Below are 16,643 nucleotides of genomic sequence, written 5' to 3' on the forward strand. Positions count from 1 at the left end.
TTGCGGCAGTATAGGCCGATTAAATCGCCAGAAAATGGCAAATAATCGCAGCTAATATTCGAACAGCTCGACAGATCTTCAGTTAAAACAGTTCGCCCAACGGAATCAGACAAAGGACAGTCCATGGCCAAGGTAACCCTCGAGCAGTGGCGCATGTTTCAGGCGGTAGTGGAGCACGGCGGCTTCTCCCAGGCCGCGGAGGCAGTGCACAAGAGCCAATCCTCGATCAATCACGCGGTACACAAATTACAGGAGAGCCTCGGCGTGGCGCTGCTGGAGGTGCGCGGTCGCAAGGCGGAGCTCACTGATGCCGGTCGCGTCATGCTGAACCGCGCCGCGGGCCTGCTGGACGAGGCGGAGGCACTGGAATCCGTGGCCGCGAGTCTCGCCGCCGGCACCGAAGCACAGCTACGGCTGGCGGTGGATGTGCTGTTTGACTACGAGGCACTGCTCAATGCGGTGGAGCGTTTTACCGCAGAATATCCCCATACCCGCCTGGAACTCCGCGAGACGGTGCTGTCCGGTGCCGAGGAACTGCTGCTCCAGCAGGAAGTGGACTTCATTATCACCGCGCGGGTACCTCAGGGGTTTGTCGGCGAGCCCATTTCCCGGGTCAAGTTCGTGCCGGTCGCTCACCCGGACCACCCCCTGCACCAGCTGGGACGTCCGGTTAATCGTGAGGACCTCAAGGCGAGCCGCCAGATCGTGATGCGCGACTCGGCGCTCAAGAACCGCCAGGATGCCGGCTGGCTGGGATCGGACCAGCGCATTACCGTCACCAACGTGCACACCTCCATCGAATTGATCGAGCGCGGCCTCGGTTTCGCCTGGCTGCCGCAGACCCGGATCCGCGATTCCCTGTCGGCGGATCGCCTGTTGCCCCTGCGCACCGAGGAGCCCTGGGAGCGGGATGTGAGTGTGTATCTGGTGTATGCGGATCAGGATCGCGCCGGACCGGCGGCCTGTCTGCTGTTGCGGGCGCTGCGCGAGGGGTTGTCCCCGCTGGATTGATCGCCGCAGGTATTTTCCCCAGGCTAAACCAACACGAAATTAAAACAGGATGTATGCAATGGATCCGCTGGACACCGAAATCAACTGGGGGATCATCGGCTGTGGCGATGTCACCGAAGTAAAAAGTGGCCCCGCATTCAACAAGGTGGCCGGCTCCCGGTTGCTGGCGGTGATGCGTCGGGATCGGGAAAAGCTGCTGGACTACGCCGAGCGCCACGGTGTCCCCCGGACCCATGTGAGTGCCGACGACCTGATTCACGACCCCGAGATCGACGCCATCTATGTGGCCACGCCGCCGGGCAGCCATCGGGAGTACGCCCTCAAGATAGCGAGTGCTAACAAACACTGCTGTCTGGAAAAGCCGATGGCGCTCAATTTTGCCGAGTGCGAGGAAATTGCCGCGGCGTTCGCGGGCAAGGAGGCGCAGCTGTTTGTCGCCTATTACCGTCGTTCCCTGCCCCGCTTCAATCAGGTGAAAGCGTGGATCGATAGCGGCGAGATCGGTGCCATTCGCCACATCAACTGGAGTTACTTTCGCCCGCCCTCCGCCGCGGACCTGTCGCCAGAATACGACTGGCGCACCGATCCGGCGGTTTCTGGCGGCGGTCATTTTGTCGATCTGGCCTGTCACGGCCTGGATCTGTTTATTCATCTCGCCGGTGATATCCGCGATGCCAGGGGGATCGCCGTCAATCAGCAGGCCCTGTACGACGCCGAAGATGCGGTTTCCGCCTGCTGGGTATTTGACAGCGGCGCCACCGGTGCCGGCTTCTGGAATTTCGGCGCCAGTGAATACGGTGACGAGGTAGTGATCTACGGCAGCCGCGGCTGCATCCGTTTTTCGGTGTTTGCGGATAGACCGCTGGTGCTGGAAGGCAGTGACAGATCTGAAACCGTGGAAATTCCGCACCCGGAAAATATTCAGTACTTCCACATCGAGAACATGGTCAAACACCTGACGGGCAACGGCCAGCACCCGGTATCCGGCGCCGAGGGCGGCAAGGCGTCACGGATAATGGACCAGATTCTGGCGGGGCCCGGTTGAGTCCCCGCAGCGCCTGTTTAAGGCGCTCTTTTGCCGTTAATGGGCGCTTCCCTCCTAAAAAATCGACGTTTTCCGTCGAAAATCTGCAATTTTTGTTTCGAAAACTCGAATTACACTGAACAGCGTTGTCACTCCATACACTTAGCTCTCTGTTAGTCCATTAGAGGGCTCGAGTATGAGTAACGGTGTTATGTGTGACTTCACCAAGCTGGTGGCGCGTATTCTGATGTCGGTGATGTTTATCGTTGCCGGTTACAGCAAGATCGGCGCCTATGCCGGTACCCAGGAGTATATGGCCTCGGCCGGTGTGCCCGGGTTGCTGTTGCCACTGGTGATTCTGCTGGAGCTGGGTGGCGGTCTCGCGATCCTGTTCGGTTTTTTTACCCGCTGGATCGCGCTGGCGTTTGCCGCCTTCTGCCTGATCAGCGCGTGGATGTTTCACAACGTTCCCGGGGATCAGATGCAGCAGATCATGTTTATGAAAAATGTCACCATCGCTGGCGGTTTCCTGATACTCGCCTGCGCCGGTGCCGGTAAATTCAGTTTTGATCACGCCATGGCGCGGGTCAAAAGCAGCTGACAGGAGCAAGTAAATGGGACTGCTGGTCAACGGAGAGTGGAAAGACCAATGGTACGACACCGAAAAGCACGGTGGCGCCTTTGAGCGTGAGGCGGCCCAGCTGCGCAACTGGGTCACTGAGGACGGCAGCGCCGGACCCAGTGGCGAGGGCGGATTTCCCGCCGAGAAAGGCCGCTACCACCTGTATGTGTCCCTCGCCTGCCCCTGGGCACACCGCACGCTGATTTTCCGGCAATTGAAACAGCTGCAGGACTACATCAGTGTGTCGGTGGTCAGTCCCTACATGATGGAGAATGGCTGGACCTTCGATCAGGATGAGGGCAGCACCGGCGACGCACTGTATGGCAGCGAATTCATGCACCAGATCTACACCCGCAACCGCAAGGACTATTCCGGCCGGGTTACGGTGCCGGTGCTGTGGGACAAGGATCAGGAACGCATCGTCAGCAATGAATCGGCGGAAATCATTCGTATGTTCAACACCGCGTTCAACCAGCTGACCGGGGATACGCAGGACTTCTACCCCGAAGACCTGCGCGGGGATATCGATGCCACCAACGACCTGGTGTATCAAAACATCAACAACGGCGTGTACCGCGCGGGCTTTGCCACCAGCAAAGAAGCGTATGAGGCCGCGTATCACCAGCTGTTTACAGCGCTGGAACAGCTGGAGCAGCGACTTGCGGACAATCGCTACCTGACCGGTGCGCGGATCACCGAGGCGGACTGGCGACTGTTCACCACCCTGATCCGGTTTGACGCGGTGTATCACGGCCACTTCAAGTGCAACAAGCAGCGGCTGGCGGACTACCCCAACCTGTGGGGCTATGTGCGCGAGCTGTACCAGTGGCCGGCGGTGGCCGATACGGTGGATTTCCACCATATCAAAACCCACTACTACGCCAGCCACCGCAACATCAATCCCACCGGTATCGTGCCGGCGGGACCGGAGCTGGATTACTCGGCGCCCCACGGCCGCGGTGCCTGATCAGGCCGTAACCGACCTGGAACATTTTCCGCAGGTGGCGTTAAGCCATCAACCGCGACCGCGTCGGTAGATAAGCGCGGTGCGGTCAGCGTATTATCTGGCAGATTTTTTTGCCCGAGAGTGAGTACTCACGTCCGAATGCCCGGTTTCAGGGAGCTCGGGTGGGGCCACCGGGGAACTTCATTGCTGTAAGAGATCAATATGCGGATTTTTGTATTAACGACGGGGCGTTCCGGGTCAACGACTTTCGCCGAGGCCTGTACCCACATCGAGGGCATGACCTCCGGTCATGAGATTCATGCGGGCATGATCAACGGACGCCTGGAATATCCGGACAACCATATTGAATCAGATAACCGGCTGGTGTGGTTTCTGGGCACCCTGGATCAAATGTATGACGATGAGAATACCTTCTACGTCCACCTGACCCGCGATCACGAGAAGATAGCGCGCAGCTATCGCGACCGCTGGCAGGGGGCCATCTGCGTGGCGCGGCACTTCTACCACGGCATTTTGATGTGTCGCAAGAAACCGGATATGGAGAGCGCGCTGGATGCCTGTCGACTGCTTGTGGACACGGTGCATGACAATGTCACCTTCTTTCTGAGCCGTCGCCAGAACTGGGTAACCGTGCGCATGGAGTCCCTGGAAGAGGATTTCTTCAAGTTTATGGATGCCGCCGGTGTGCAAGGTGATCGGGATAAAATCCTGGGCGCACTGCGCACCGTGAAAAGCGGTAACAAGTACGCCCGCAAGAAAAAGGGCCTCCTTTACAAGCTGCGTTCGCTCTATTCCTCACGCTTTCTGCGGTGATCGATCTGGAGTGAAGGTTGCCCGCTGATTCGCTTCCGTCGCGGCTATACTCGAGGCAACCTTCCGAACCCGGAGTTCCCGATGAAACTGTTTTACGCCCCCGGTGCCTGTTCCCTGTCTCCACATATTGTCGCCTGCGAGGCGGGTATCGACCTGGAGCTGTGCAAGGTCGACCTGAAAGCCAAGGAAACCGAGACCGGCGGCGACTACACGCAGGTCAACCCGAAAGGCTATGTGCCGGCGCTGCAGCTGGAAGGTGGCGAAGTGCTCACCGAGGGGCCGGCGATTGTGCAGTTCCTGGCGGAGCAGAAGCCGGAGAAGAAGCTGGCGCCGGAGTACGGCTCGCTGGATCACTACCGGGTGTTGGAATGGCTGAATTACATTTCCACCGAGGTACACAAGTCCTTTGTGCCCCTGTTCTGGGACGGCAGCGATGACGAGAAGTCGGCGGCGAAGGAAAAGGTCGGCAAGGCCTTCCAGTTTGTGGAGGACCGCCTCGGTGGTGACTACCTGCTGGGGGACAACTTCTGTATTGCCGACGCCTACCTGTTTACCGTGTACAACTGGTGTGACAAGGTCGGTGTGGACACCGATAGCTGGCCGAAACTCAAGGCCTTCGCCGAGCGCATGTCCCAGCGCGACGGTGTGCAGAAAGCGATGAAGGCGGAAGGGCTAATCTGACCTTTTCCTACTTCACCCGCTCTTCAATCCCGATCGGCTGCCGCGCCCTGGCCACAAACAGTACCAGGCACAGTGCGGCCGCCGAACAGCACAGCATTCCCACCGCGATCGGCACCAGCGTGCCGGTATGGACCGCGTTCACCGCGCCGCCCAGGACCCCGCCAAAAATAAACAGGGATGCGCCGTAGAGCGCATTCGCGGTGCCGCTGATATTGGGGAAAAACTCCAGATAACAGGCGGCGGAATTGGGCGTGATGATACCGATCGCACCCATCGCCATCACCAGTGGAATCATCCACGCCAGCAGTGGCTGTTCACCCCCGAAATACAGGGTGCTGGCCAGCAGCAGTAAACAGGACACCGCCTGCAGGCTAATCCCCACGAGCAGAATCTGCCGCGGCTCGAACACTTTCAGCAGGCGGATGTTCAGCTGCACCAGAATCACCAGCCCCAGCACGCAACTGCCGAACAGTATGGGGAAGTTCTGCGAACTGACGCCGAAATGCTCCATAAACACAAAGGGTGCGGTGGTGATGTAGATAAACATGCAGCCACTCACAAACGCCTGCCCGAACAGGAAGCCCAGGGCGCGCCGGCAGCGGAAAATCTGTGCGTAACCCTGCAGCATACTGCGCCGGGACTGGCGCTGGCGCTTGGCGCGGCGGAAGCGGGAAACCGTCTCCGGCAGAATTCCGCGCACCAGCACCATCATCAGCAGGCCGTACACCACCAGGAAGATGAAGATCGCGTGCCAGTCGCCGAAGGTCAGCAGGGTGGCGCCGATCACCGGTGCCACCATGGGGGCAATCAGCATCATGGTGGCGATCATCGACATGATCCGCGCGGCCTCGCGCCCGTGGTACAGGTCGCGCACGATGGCGCCGCAGATCACCGTGGCAAAACCACCACCCACCGCCTGGCAGAAGCGCAGGGCCACCAGGGCTTCCACATTATTGGTAAACAGAATCAGCATGGAACTGACGATAAAGATGCTGAGGCCGATGGTACCCACCAGAATCCGCCCCCAGCGATCCGACAGCGGCCCACCGAAGATCTGCCCCACCGCAAACCCCAGCAGATAACTGGACACCGAATGCTGCACCTGCGCCACTTCCACGCCCAGCGCCACGGCCATGGCGGGGATTGCCGGTAGATAGGTATCGATGGCAAAGGGGGTCAGCGCCACCAGTGCGGCGAGACAGGGGGCGAGCCAGCGTGGCGGCTTGCCATCGGCGTCGAAGAAATTCGGCGGCATAACAACTCGTATAAGGGGTAATTCGGGTACGGCAGCGGATAAGTTTGCAGAGAGGTCGGCACAGGGCTGTCTGGGCAGCCAGTGCCGTGCGCCGGCATGTTAACGGGGGCAGTCCGCGGTTTCCATCACCGGCGGCCAGATTTCGCTCAAATGATTACTGGGTGGGATCGAACAGTAGCTCGTCGTTGAGATAAAGACCCTGCCAGCGCGATGGGCGCAGACTGATCTGGCCGGTGGCGAGTCGCTGTTTCAGCGCGTCGAAGGGCTCTTCGGTCTCGCGGCTGTTGTTGCCGACTACCTGCCAGCCGCTGTCACCGGCGGCATAGGCTATTACTTGCAGCCAGTGCCGATCCTTGTTGCCGCTGGCGCTGTGGACGAACAGCAGGTACTCCAGGGTGCCGTCGCCGTCCAGGTCCTGCGCCAGCCACAGGCAGGCGCGCTCTTGCCGCTCGCAGTCCTTGCCTTCAACCTGCAGCGCGGCGCTGTGCGGCGGCAGTTCAGCACCTTCGGGGAAAATCGGGATTTCGCGCAGGCGTTGCGCGCGCGCTGTCGCCTGCAGCGGATTTTCCCGCAGCGCCCAGTCCGGGCGCCCCGGCACCAGCAGCGCATCCAGATGGTCGGCCAGCTCTTTATCCTGCTGGATCTGCGGCATCTCCCGGAGCTCTTCGAGGGCATCGAGCCCCGCCCGCCCCAGTTTCTGGCGCAGGAAAAAGAAGTCGAAATCCGCCAGCGCCACGCGTCCGTCGCGCAGTCGTTCCACCTGGCTGTCGGCGCTGATGCGCGCGAAGTTCAGCAGCGGCGACTGGGTGACAACACACACTGCCAGCACCCAAAGAGCCAGCCCGGTATTGATCCGCCGCAAGCCGTCGGCCCAGTGGGCGCCGCGGCGCAGGATCGAAATGCTGTAGCTGAGCGCCAGCAGCGACAGGGTCAGCGCCACCACACATCCCCACAGCCGCTCCGGGGTCCAGCCGTACTGGTCCACCCGCAGGTACACCCCGTAGAGCCCGAACGCCGCGTAAAACGGCGCTATTGCGAGGGCGAGCAGCAATACCCGGTTGATCCACGTGGGATAGCGGGAGAACGGGAACTCGTCCTGGATCACGCCGTTGGTAAAGAACAGCAGTAACGCCACCAGCCACAGCAGCAGGGCACTGCCGTGGCCGGTATCCCAGATCGGCTGCAGGCCGGTAAACGGCAGGGTGGCGAGAAACACAATGGTGAGTACCGCCAGCAGCGGCAGCAGTGCCAGCAGCATGGTGCGCAGCAGGCGCTTCAGGGTGAGCACGAAACTCTGCTGGGAGCGGAACAGGATGGCGCCGCAGCCCGCCACCAACCAGGTCACCGGAAAGATAAACCACTCTTCGCGGAACAGGTCGTGGAAGAAGTCTACGCCGACCAGTTTGAACAGTGCCTGCCACAGCTGCAGGATCAGCCAGAAGATACCGGCGAAGACCAGGGTCAGTGCTGCGGTCAGTGCGTTGTCCCAGGAGTAGTGGAAAAGACCGCTGTATTCGGGCTTCTTCAGGCGCTGTACGCCGGTGGCGCTGGCGCGCAGCATAAACGCGAGGATAAACGTGGCGATCGCCATGGTGATGGAGAATTCCACCGGCCAGTCGCAGCGGATCTGGTCTGCAGGTGTGCACTGGTAACCCTGGTACAGCCCGAGCAGTGCCAGCAGGAGTGCGTATCCGCCGATAATCCACCAGTAGCTGTGGGTCAGGCGCGGGGCAATGCTGATGATGACCAGTGGCGGGATGGCGAGGGTGATGGTGTAACACAGGAATTGCCACACCGGTGACCAGGCTTCGACCGCAGCCGAGGATTTCAGTGCGTAGAGCACCAGCCCCTGCAGCAGTGCGGCAATCAGGATCAGGCGCTTTTCGCTGAAGCCAAGATCGGAATCATTCCGCTCGTTTTCTGTCACTTCGCTGCTGCTTCCCTGCATTTCGCGTCCCGGTCAGTGCTTTTCCTCACGCAAGTTATACAGGCCCTTTTTCAGCTTGAGCAGGTGTTCCTGCAGCTGGGGGCCCTTGCGCTGGGCGACGCCGATGGCAAGTACGTCGATCACTACCAGGTGGGCGATGCGGGAGGAAAGCGGGGTGTACAGCTCGATATCCTCTTCCACATCCACTTCCAGGGGGATACTGGCCTGGCGGGTCATGGGGGAGCCGCTGGGGCCGAGGCCGATAACGGTGGCGCCCTGCTGTTTGGCCATTTCCATGGAACGCAGCAGGGAGGAGGTGCGACCGCTCTGGGAGATAGCGACCACCACATCGCCGGGCTGCATGCTCATGGCGGACATGCTCTGCATGTGGTGGTCGGAGTGGGCGGCGGTGGCCATCTGCAGGCGGAAAAATTTGTGCTGGGCGTCGGCAGCGACCGCACCGGAGGCGCCAAAGCCGAAGAACTCCACCCGCTTGGAGGCGGCGATGGCGGACACGGCCGCTTCCAGGGCGCGCCCGTCGATCTTGTCGCGCACGTTCAACAGGGTGTCGACGGTGGAGTCGAAGACCTTGCGCTTGTATTCGGCGATGGTGTCGGTTTCGGTAACGGCGATCTGGCCGAAGCTGGGGCTGGAGGCCAGTTGCTGTGCCAGGTTGAGCTTGAATTCCTGGAAGCCGGAACAGCCGACGGCGCGGCAGAAGCGCACCACGGTGGGCTCACTCACCTGGGCTTCGGTGGCGAGATCCACTATCCGCATATGAATGATTTCGCCGGGATTGGCGAGGATGTATTCGGCGACCTTGCGCTCCGATTTCCGCATGGCGCTCAGCTGTTCGCTGATCCGCTGCGTGACTTCCGCTGGCTTCACGACACTACCTTCTATGGTTCAAGCTGTGCAGTTTAGCGGCATGGCGGGGTGCTGGCGAGCCTTGGCTTGTTTTGGCGTTGGTGGCGGTAGTGATGCCGGTGGGCCTATGCGGGACACGCCGTGAACCCATCCCTGGGGGCTCTTCCGCGAGGTCCCTCTCGCGGAAGGTCCCGCATAGGCCCACCGGCACCACCACCTTCGCTTCGGGTCTCTGAGTTTTGGGCAAATTTTGCGAGTCAGACAGGACTCGAATGCTAAGGGGCTGATACCGGATATAGCTTTGCGGGACCGTCTGCGGCCAGGACGGCCGCAGCCGAGCCCCCAGGGATGGGTTCACGGCGTGTCCCGCAAAGCTATATCCGGTAGCAGGCCCGCCACCGAACCTTATTCGGGCGCACCACAAAACCCTGTTTATATACCCAGTTATCCCAAAACCCCTGATACAATCCGCCCCCATGGACGTATCTGAACTCTTAGACCCCCTCAACGACCCCCAGCGCGAAGCCGTCGCGGCGCCGCCGGGCAATCAACTGGTTCTGGCTGGCGCCGGCTCGGGCAAGACCCGCGTGCTGGTGCACCGTATCGCCTGGCTGATGCAGGTGGAGGGGGCATCGCCCTACTCCATTATGGCAGTGACCTTCACCAACAAGGCCGCACGCGAGATGCGCGGGCGCATCGAGGAGCTGCTGGGGGTAAATACCTTCGGCATGTGGGTGGGCACTTTCCACGGGCTCGCCCACCGCCTGCTGCGCGCCCACTGGCAGGAAGCGAAGCTGCCACAGAACTTCCAGATCCTCGACAGCGACGACCAGCTGCGTCTGATCAAGCGGGTGCAGAACGAACTGGGGTTGGACGACAAGAAGTGGTCCCCGCGGGAGACCCAGTGGTGGATCGGCGCCCAGAAAGATGAGGGCATCCGCCCGCAGTATATCCAGCTGACCGGCGATCCCTGGCTGCAGACCATGGTGCGGATTTACAGCGCCTACGAAGAGGCCTGCCAGCGCGCCGGGGTGGTGGATTTTGGCGAGCTACTGTTGCGCGCACACGAGCTGTTGCTCAACAACGACAGCATTCTCGCCCACTATCGCCGCCGCTTCCCGTTCATCCTGGTGGACGAGTTCCAGGATACCAACACCATTCAATACGCCTGGCTGCGCCTGCTCGCCGGCGATCAGTGCTGTATCACCGCGGTGGGCGACGACGACCAGTCCATTTACGGCTGGCGCGGCGCCAAGATCGAGAATATCCAGCACTTCGAGGCCGACCTGAAAGGTGTGCAGACGGTGCGCCTGGAGCAGAACTACCGCTCCACCAGCACCATCCTCAACGCCGCCAACGCGGTCATCGCGCACAACTCCGGCCGTCTCGGCAAGGAGTTGTGGACCGAGGGTGACAAGGGCGAACCTATCTCGCTCTACTCCGCCTACAACGAACAGGACGAGGCGCGCTTTATTGTCGAGCGTATCCAGGACTGGGTGCGCGACGGTAATCGCCATGACAGCGTGGCAATCCTGTATCGCTCTAACGCCCAGTCTCGGGTTTTAGAAAGCGCTCTGCGCGATGTTTTGCCTTACCGTATTTATGGTGGACTAAGTTTCTACCAGCGCAAAGAAGTAAAAGATGCGCTTTCTTACATGCGCCTGATCACTAACCGTCACGACGATACCTCCTTCGAGCGGGTGGTGAATACCCCCACCCGCGGGATCGGCGTGCGCACCGTGGATCTGGTGCGCGAGTTCGCTCGCGAGCACGGCAGTTCCATGTGGGATGCCGCGGCCAAGATGTTGCAGCAGAAGGTGCTCGCCGCCCGCGCTGGCAACGCGCTGGCCAATTTTCTCAGTCTGATCGACGCCTTGGACGAAGAGAGCACCGACAAAACCCTCGACCATATCGCTGAGCTGGTGGTGGAGCAATCTGGCCTGATCGAATTTCATAGTAAGGAAAAAGGCGAGAAGGGTCAGACCCGGGTGGAAAACCTGCAGGAGCTGGTCAGCGCTTGTCGAGAGTATACTGGTGAGCCTACCGTCGACCCTGATGGCGAAGCGATGGACGAGGAAGAGATTCCACTGATTAACCAGTTTCTCGATGGTGCGGCACTTGATTCTGGCGAAGGTCAGGCAGACGAGTTCGTTGACGCGGTGCAGCTGATGACCCTGCACTCCGCCAAAGGCCTCGAGTTCCCGCTGGTATTTATGGCCGGGGTGGAGGAAAACCTGTTCCCGCACAAGATGTCCGCCCAGGAACCCGGGCGCATGGAGGAAGAGCGCCGCCTGTGTTACGTGGGTATCACCCGCGCGATGCAGAAGCTGTATATCACCTACGCCGAGAGCCGGCGTCTGTTTGGCAGTGAGACCTACAACAAGCCGTCGCGCTTTGTGAGTGAGATTCCCGTGGAATACATTCACGAGGTGCGCCTGAAGACGGAAGTTTCCAAGCCATTGTTCCAGCCGAATTATGGAAAGTTCGGCGGTGGGGTTAACCCCTACTCCGATGCCGCCCCGGAATTTGACGACGACCTGCCACCGCTGGCGCTGGGGGGGCGCGTCGACCACGCCAAGTTTGGCGAGGGTACCGTGGTCCAGTTCGAGGGCAGCGGTCCGCGTGCGCGGGTACAGGTAAACTTCGATGATGCCGGGAGCAAATGGCTGGTAGTATCCATGGCCAAGTTGCAGCCCCTCTGAAGGTATCCCGGAACGGTTCCGGGTTACCGCGACAAAAATAAGACAAACAATAAAAATTCAAACGGATATGAAAACAATAAACTGGTATCCCCCTGTAATCCTGGGGCTGCTCGCGCTGCTGGTACTTACCTTCGGTGCCCTGGTGGTGTCCCGCTCGGATCAGGAGCAGACGGTCACCGAGATAAAGAGTGCAGCCCTGAAAAATGCCGGCCAGCAGATTTTCGAGTGGAAGCTCGTTACCACATGGCCGAAAAATTTTCCTGGCCTCGGCAGTGCGCCGGAGCGTTTCGCCAGGAAGGTCGAAGCCATGTCCAATGGCCGCCTGAAGATCAAGGTGTTCGGGGCCGGCGAGCTGGTGCCGGCGATGGGCGTATTTGGTGCGGTATCCAGTGGTGCCGCCCAGGTCGGGCACGGCGCTGCCTATTACTGGAAGGGCAAGGTGCCCGCCGCGCAGTTTTTTACCGCAGTGCCGTTCGGTTTGAATGCCCAGGAAATGAATGGCTGGCTGCATTACGGCGGTGGCCTGGAATTGTGGGAAGAACTCTACGCGCCTTTCGATCTGCTCCCCATGGCTGGCGGCTCCACCGGTGTGCAGATGGCGGGCTGGTTCAACAAGGAAATCAATTCCGTTGAGGACCTGAAAGGTCTCAAGATGCGTATCCCCGGCCTCGGCGGCGAAGTGCTGAATCGCGCCGGTGGTACCGCCGTCACCATTCCCGGTGGTGAACTCTATACTGCGCTACAGACCGGCGTGATCGACGCTACCGAATGGGTCGGCCCCTACAACGACCTCGCCTTCGGCTTTCACCAGATTGCCAAATACTATTACTACCCGGGTTGGCATGAGCCGGGTTCCATCCTCGAAATCATCGTCAACAAAACCGCTTTCGAAAAACTCCCCGCAGATCTGCAGGCCATCGTGCGCACCGCTGCCCGCGACGCCAACCAGGATATGCTCGACGAATATACCGCGCGCAATAACCGCGCGCTGAAAGAGCTGGTAGAAGAACACGGTGTGGAGCTTCGCAAATTACCCGACGATGTCATTGCACATCTGAAGGCAATCAACTCCCAGATCATGCAACAGACCGCCGCGAGAGATCCCCAGTTCAATCGCGTCTACAAAGCCTTCCGGGAATTTGAGTCCCAGGTGATTCCGTATCACCGGATTAGTGAAGAGGCGTATTACAAGACGCGAAATATTGGCGAAAGAACAAATGAATGCGGGTCAATATTAACTGAGTTAAATCAAAAAAACTGACCGGAGTGTCCCCGATAGTAATATCTTCATATTGGATGGTGCGTTCGAACAATATTACGGCTTCCCCACTTTAATGCGCGCTAAATATCGATAATAATGTCTTTGTCAGTGAATTCAGCTGATCAAATGCCAATATTAAAAATATTTCCATTGGGGACTAATAATGAAGTTGAAGTTTTTTGGGGTTCTGGCCCTTGGGGTAGCTCTGTTGTCCGGTTGTGCGGGCGCACCGCAAATGCCAGTTACGCCGGATGCGGTGTTCTGGGAGCAGCCAAGCAAGCGCATTGGAGTGGTTGTATCGGAAGTGCCGAGCCCGGACGTTTACCTGCCTGGTGCCAGCTGCCTGCTGTGTCTCGCGGCGGCTGAAATGGCCAATTCATCCCTGAGCAAACACACCGAAACTCTGTCTACCGACGACGCAAAAACCCTGAAGGCTGACCTGGAAAAACTGCTGCAAGCCAAAGATGTTGAAGTTGTCGAAGTGACCGAGCCGCTGGTTGTAAACAAGCTGCCGAAGTTCAAATCCGAGGTGCCCAACACCGCCAAACGTGACTTCACTGCGTTCAAGAATCGCTACAATATCAGTCATCTTCTGGTAATGGATATCAATGCAGTGGGTATGCAGCGCCCTTATTCCAGCTACATTCCCACCAGCGACCCCAAGGGTTACTTCAACGCTCTGGGATTCCTGGTTGACCTCTCCGACAATACCTACAAATGGTACAAGCCGGTAGTCGTCACCAAGGCCGTCACCGAAGAGTGGGACGAGGCTCCCACCTTCCCAGCGCTGACCAACGCTTATTACCAGGCGATTGCGGAAGGTAAGGAAATTATTATTTCTTCACTGGACAGCAAAGCTGTAGAGAACTGAGTTCAAAGTACTCTCCAAAAAGGTACAACCAAGTAATTGGCTGTACCTTTTTTTATTCAGAAATTTAACTGAATGCGGGTTTAACTTTTCCATTTTCAAACAATAAATACAAAAGTAAAAATGAATAAATTCATAACTATAGTGTTGGTCATATTTTTGGCTGCCTGTGCCAGCTCAAAAAATCAGAATTATGTAGAACATGTAAAGCGTACTTCGGAGGTGACTCCGGGATCGATATTGCTGGTCAAGATGACCCCGGATCAAAAAGTAGATTTCTACGGCGAAGTAGATCTTGACGACGTGAACGCCGATCACGGTTCGATGATGTACGTCGCGAATACCCCGGGTGTATTTGCCGCATCGGTTCTTGCGCACGCCGTTATTGCGGGATCGGCCAACGATAATCAGAAGGCGAAAGCGCAGGAAGAAGCAAACAAGGTGCTTTTGCCATACGCCGATACCATCGATTCTCTGACCGAGGCAAGCTTGATACAGGGTGCTTTGGACAGTCGCGAATTCTCCACCTATGAATTCTCCCCGTGGAGTGAGTCTTCCCAGAGCGGCTGGTCTGTGGTGGTGAAACCGGTTTTCCTTTTATCCCAGGACCAGCGCACTATGACGTTGAAGAATGCGGTCACCTTGATTGCAAATGACAACGAAAAGACGCCAGCTTATCAGAACCTTATAGAAGTGGTGTCTATTCCTGGGGATGTTGAAGGCGTGCTTGCGCAGGAGGAAATACCCTTCGTGGCAGGTGAGCTGATCTCTATCTCGCTTGCTATTCTGGAAGAAGAGCTACAAGGCAAGCATGTGGATAAGACCAAGCAGAAAACCCTGAGTTACCAACAAGGTGGAAAAAAGAAATTCGAGCGCGGCGTAATCTTGTCGGAACAGTGTGATCGAGTAACTTTCCGCTCTTTGCGCGGATGGGTTAAATCGGTGCCTGGCGGCACTGGTGAGTGTGAAGTGCAGGCTCGGACCGACGCGGCTGCAGTGCAGATTTAGTCAGTGTCAAAGTTAACGTCAGAGGAGGCCCATTAAAGTATTGATGGGCCCTTTTTTTCGTTTTAAGCCGGATAAACAATGATTCGGACGGTAATAGAGTGGACCACCTCTGATTCAATCGTGTTTGCCCCGTGGCAGCATAGGGAATATCGGAAAATCTCCATTCAAACAAGGCTAAAAATTCGAGCTGCGCGATGTTATCAGTAAGTGCGATGGATCATTCAGAAGGAAAAGGTATGAGGAAGCCTGGGAATCACGTCCTAATTTGGATCTTTAGCCTTTTTCTTTTCAACACCGCATTGCCGGTGTCCGCAAATACCGAACAATTAAGTACTTTTCCGTTATTACGACCGGCCATTTCGGCGGAAAGTGCCGGATTCTCCGCAGAGAAACTGAAAGAGCTTGACGGGTTGATTTCCAGAGATATCGCTGCCGGTTTCCCGGGGGCGGTCTTGTTGATTATCCGTGACGGAAAAATCGTCAAGAATACCAGTTATGGTTATCGCCAGAAATTTGACGGGGCGGAGCCACTGGAAGACTTCCTGCCAATGACCACCGATACGCTCTTTGACCTGGCCTCTAATACAAAAATGTATGCAACGAATTTCGCGCTGCAGAAACTGGTCAGTGAGGGTAGGCTGGATTTAAAGGCGAGAGTGCGCGATTACCTGCCGGAATTCCGCGATCTGGACAGCGATTCTATCCGTGGCAAAGATGAACTGACCGTAGAAGATGTGTTGCGCCACCGCGCTGGCTTTATGCCCGACCCGCAATACCACAATCAGGAGGTGGCAAAAAGTCTTTACTCACAGGCAAAAGACCTTACTCACCAACAGATTGCACTGACTCCACTGGTCTACCCGCCGCGCACAGACACTGTGTACAGTGATGTAGATTATATGTTGCTCGGCCTGATTATTGAGCGGATTACCGGCCAAAAACTGGATGAGCATGTGGAGGGCTCGATCTATACGCCTCTGGGATTAACGCATACCCGCTTCAATCCATTGCAAAAAGGTTTTGATCGTTCGAAGTTTGCGGCTACTGAGCTTCAGGGTAATACCCGGGGCGGTACCGTCTCCTTTCCCAATATCCGGACTGCTACGCTGCAGGGGCAGGTTCACGATGAAAAGGCTTACTATGCGATGGCGGGTGTTGCTGGCCACGCTGGTCTGTTCTCCACCTCGGGGGATCTCGCGGTACTTCTGCAGGTGATGCTCAATGGCGGCGGCTATGATCAGGTTGCACTGTTCGACGCCGATACTATTCGGCTATTCACGCAACCTTCCGAGCGCGACCCGACCTTTGCATTGGGTTGGCGCATCAATGGCAATGAAGACATGCAATGGATGTTCGGCGAACATGCGAGCAACCAGGCCTACGGTCATACCGGATGGACCGGTACGCTCACCATCATTGATCCGGTTTACGATCTCGGGATTGTGCTACTTACCAATAAAAAACACTCACCCGTAATTACCCGGGGACGCGGCACCGGCAGATTTATCGGGGATTACTTTGCGGTTGGACGTTACGGAGAGGTGGTATCGGCGATATATCGGGCGATGATAATGTAGTGTCAAATCGACCATCTTCGCCCGTGTAAAAAAAGGGGGCCTTGCGGCCCCAAATAATAC

At 57.9% G+C, this 16,643-nt stretch carries 14 protein-coding genes; 11 read left to right on the plus strand and 3 right to left on the minus strand.

Annotated features, from left to right (window positions below; all coding sequences use genetic code 11):
* Positions 1 to 123 precede the first annotated feature (123 nt).
* The 6 genes from HUW35_RS06720 to gstA all read left to right on the plus strand — a co-directional run bounded on the left by HUW35_RS06720 (position 124) and on the right by gstA (position 5,118).
* Positions 124 to 1,011 carry a LysR family transcriptional regulator gene (locus HUW35_RS06720; RefSeq protein ID WP_181254828.1) on the plus strand — a complete coding sequence of 296 codons (888 nt, stop codon included), beginning with the start codon at positions 124 to 126 and terminating at the stop codon, positions 1,009 to 1,011.
* A 58-nt stretch (positions 1,012 to 1,069) separates the two neighbouring features.
* Positions 1,070 to 2,056 carry a Gfo/Idh/MocA family protein gene (locus HUW35_RS06725; RefSeq protein WP_181254829.1) on the plus strand — a complete coding sequence of 329 codons (987 nt, stop codon included), beginning with the start codon at positions 1,070 to 1,072 and terminating at the stop codon, positions 2,054 to 2,056.
* A 175-nt stretch (positions 2,057 to 2,231) separates the two neighbouring features.
* Positions 2,232 to 2,636, plus strand: a complete 405-nt coding sequence (locus HUW35_RS06730; RefSeq protein ID WP_181254830.1) for a DoxX family protein — start codon at positions 2,232 to 2,234, stop codon at positions 2,634 to 2,636.
* A gap of 13 nt (positions 2,637 to 2,649) precedes the next feature.
* Positions 2,650 to 3,624 carry a glutathione S-transferase family protein gene (locus HUW35_RS06735; RefSeq protein WP_181254831.1) on the plus strand — a complete coding sequence of 325 codons (975 nt, stop codon included), beginning with the start codon at positions 2,650 to 2,652 and terminating at the stop codon, positions 3,622 to 3,624.
* 201 nt (positions 3,625 to 3,825) lie between these two features.
* Positions 3,826 to 4,437, plus strand: coding sequence for a hypothetical protein (locus tag HUW35_RS06740; protein ID WP_181254832.1), 612 nt, complete (start codon positions 3,826 to 3,828; stop codon positions 4,435 to 4,437).
* Between the two features lie 81 nt (positions 4,438 to 4,518).
* Positions 4,519 to 5,118, plus strand: a complete 600-nt coding sequence (gene gstA / locus HUW35_RS06745; protein WP_181254833.1) for a glutathione transferase GstA — start codon at positions 4,519 to 4,521, stop codon at positions 5,116 to 5,118.
* A gap of 7 nt (positions 5,119 to 5,125) precedes the next feature.
* Here the strand turns inward: gstA and HUW35_RS06750 are convergent, their stop codons facing one another.
* From HUW35_RS06750 to hexR, 3 genes are all read right to left on the minus strand, one after another.
* On the minus strand, positions 5,126 to 6,373 hold the full coding sequence (locus HUW35_RS06750) for a multidrug effflux MFS transporter (RefSeq protein ID WP_181254834.1): 1,248 nt from the start codon (positions 6,371 to 6,373) through the stop codon (positions 5,126 to 5,128).
* 154 nt (positions 6,374 to 6,527) lie between these two features.
* Positions 6,528 to 8,321: a DUF4153 domain-containing protein gene (locus tag HUW35_RS06755; protein ID WP_181254835.1), complete on the minus strand. Its 1,794-nt coding sequence runs from the start codon at positions 8,319 to 8,321 to the stop codon at positions 6,528 to 6,530.
* A gap of 12 nt (positions 8,322 to 8,333) precedes the next feature.
* Positions 8,334 to 9,188: a transcriptional regulator HexR gene (hexR, locus tag HUW35_RS06760; RefSeq protein ID WP_181254836.1), complete on the minus strand. Its 855-nt coding sequence runs from the start codon at positions 9,186 to 9,188 to the stop codon at positions 8,334 to 8,336.
* A gap of 455 nt (positions 9,189 to 9,643) precedes the next feature.
* On the opposite strand from hexR, the gene uvrD reads away from it, so the two are divergent.
* The 5 genes from uvrD (at position 9,644) to pbp4b (ending at position 16,583) form a co-directional block, all read left to right on the plus strand.
* On the plus strand, positions 9,644 to 11,869 hold the full coding sequence (uvrD, locus tag HUW35_RS06765) for a DNA helicase II (protein WP_181254837.1): 2,226 nt from the start codon (positions 9,644 to 9,646) through the stop codon (positions 11,867 to 11,869).
* Between the two features lie 67 nt (positions 11,870 to 11,936).
* Positions 11,937 to 13,130 (plus strand): TRAP transporter substrate-binding protein, encoded by a 1,194-nt coding sequence (locus HUW35_RS06770; protein ID WP_181254838.1) that lies wholly within the window; start codon positions 11,937 to 11,939, stop codon positions 13,128 to 13,130.
* A 163-nt stretch (positions 13,131 to 13,293) separates the two neighbouring features.
* Positions 13,294 to 14,001, plus strand: coding sequence for a hypothetical protein (locus tag HUW35_RS06775; RefSeq protein WP_181254839.1), 708 nt, complete (start codon positions 13,294 to 13,296; stop codon positions 13,999 to 14,001).
* Positions 14,002 to 14,121: 120 nt separating this feature from the next.
* Positions 14,122 to 15,006, plus strand: a complete 885-nt coding sequence (locus HUW35_RS06780) for a hypothetical protein (protein ID WP_181254840.1) — start codon at positions 14,122 to 14,124, stop codon at positions 15,004 to 15,006.
* Between the two features lie 212 nt (positions 15,007 to 15,218).
* Positions 15,219 to 16,583: a penicillin binding protein PBP4B gene (pbp4b, locus tag HUW35_RS06785; protein ID WP_255463535.1), complete on the plus strand. Its 1,365-nt coding sequence runs from the start codon at positions 15,219 to 15,221 to the stop codon at positions 16,581 to 16,583.
* The last annotated feature ends 60 nt before the right edge of the window (positions 16,584 to 16,643 follow it).

This window comes from Microbulbifer sp. YPW1, from assembly GCF_013367775.1.
In the GTDB taxonomy this organism is placed as follows: domain Bacteria; phylum Pseudomonadota; class Gammaproteobacteria; order Pseudomonadales; family Cellvibrionaceae; genus Microbulbifer.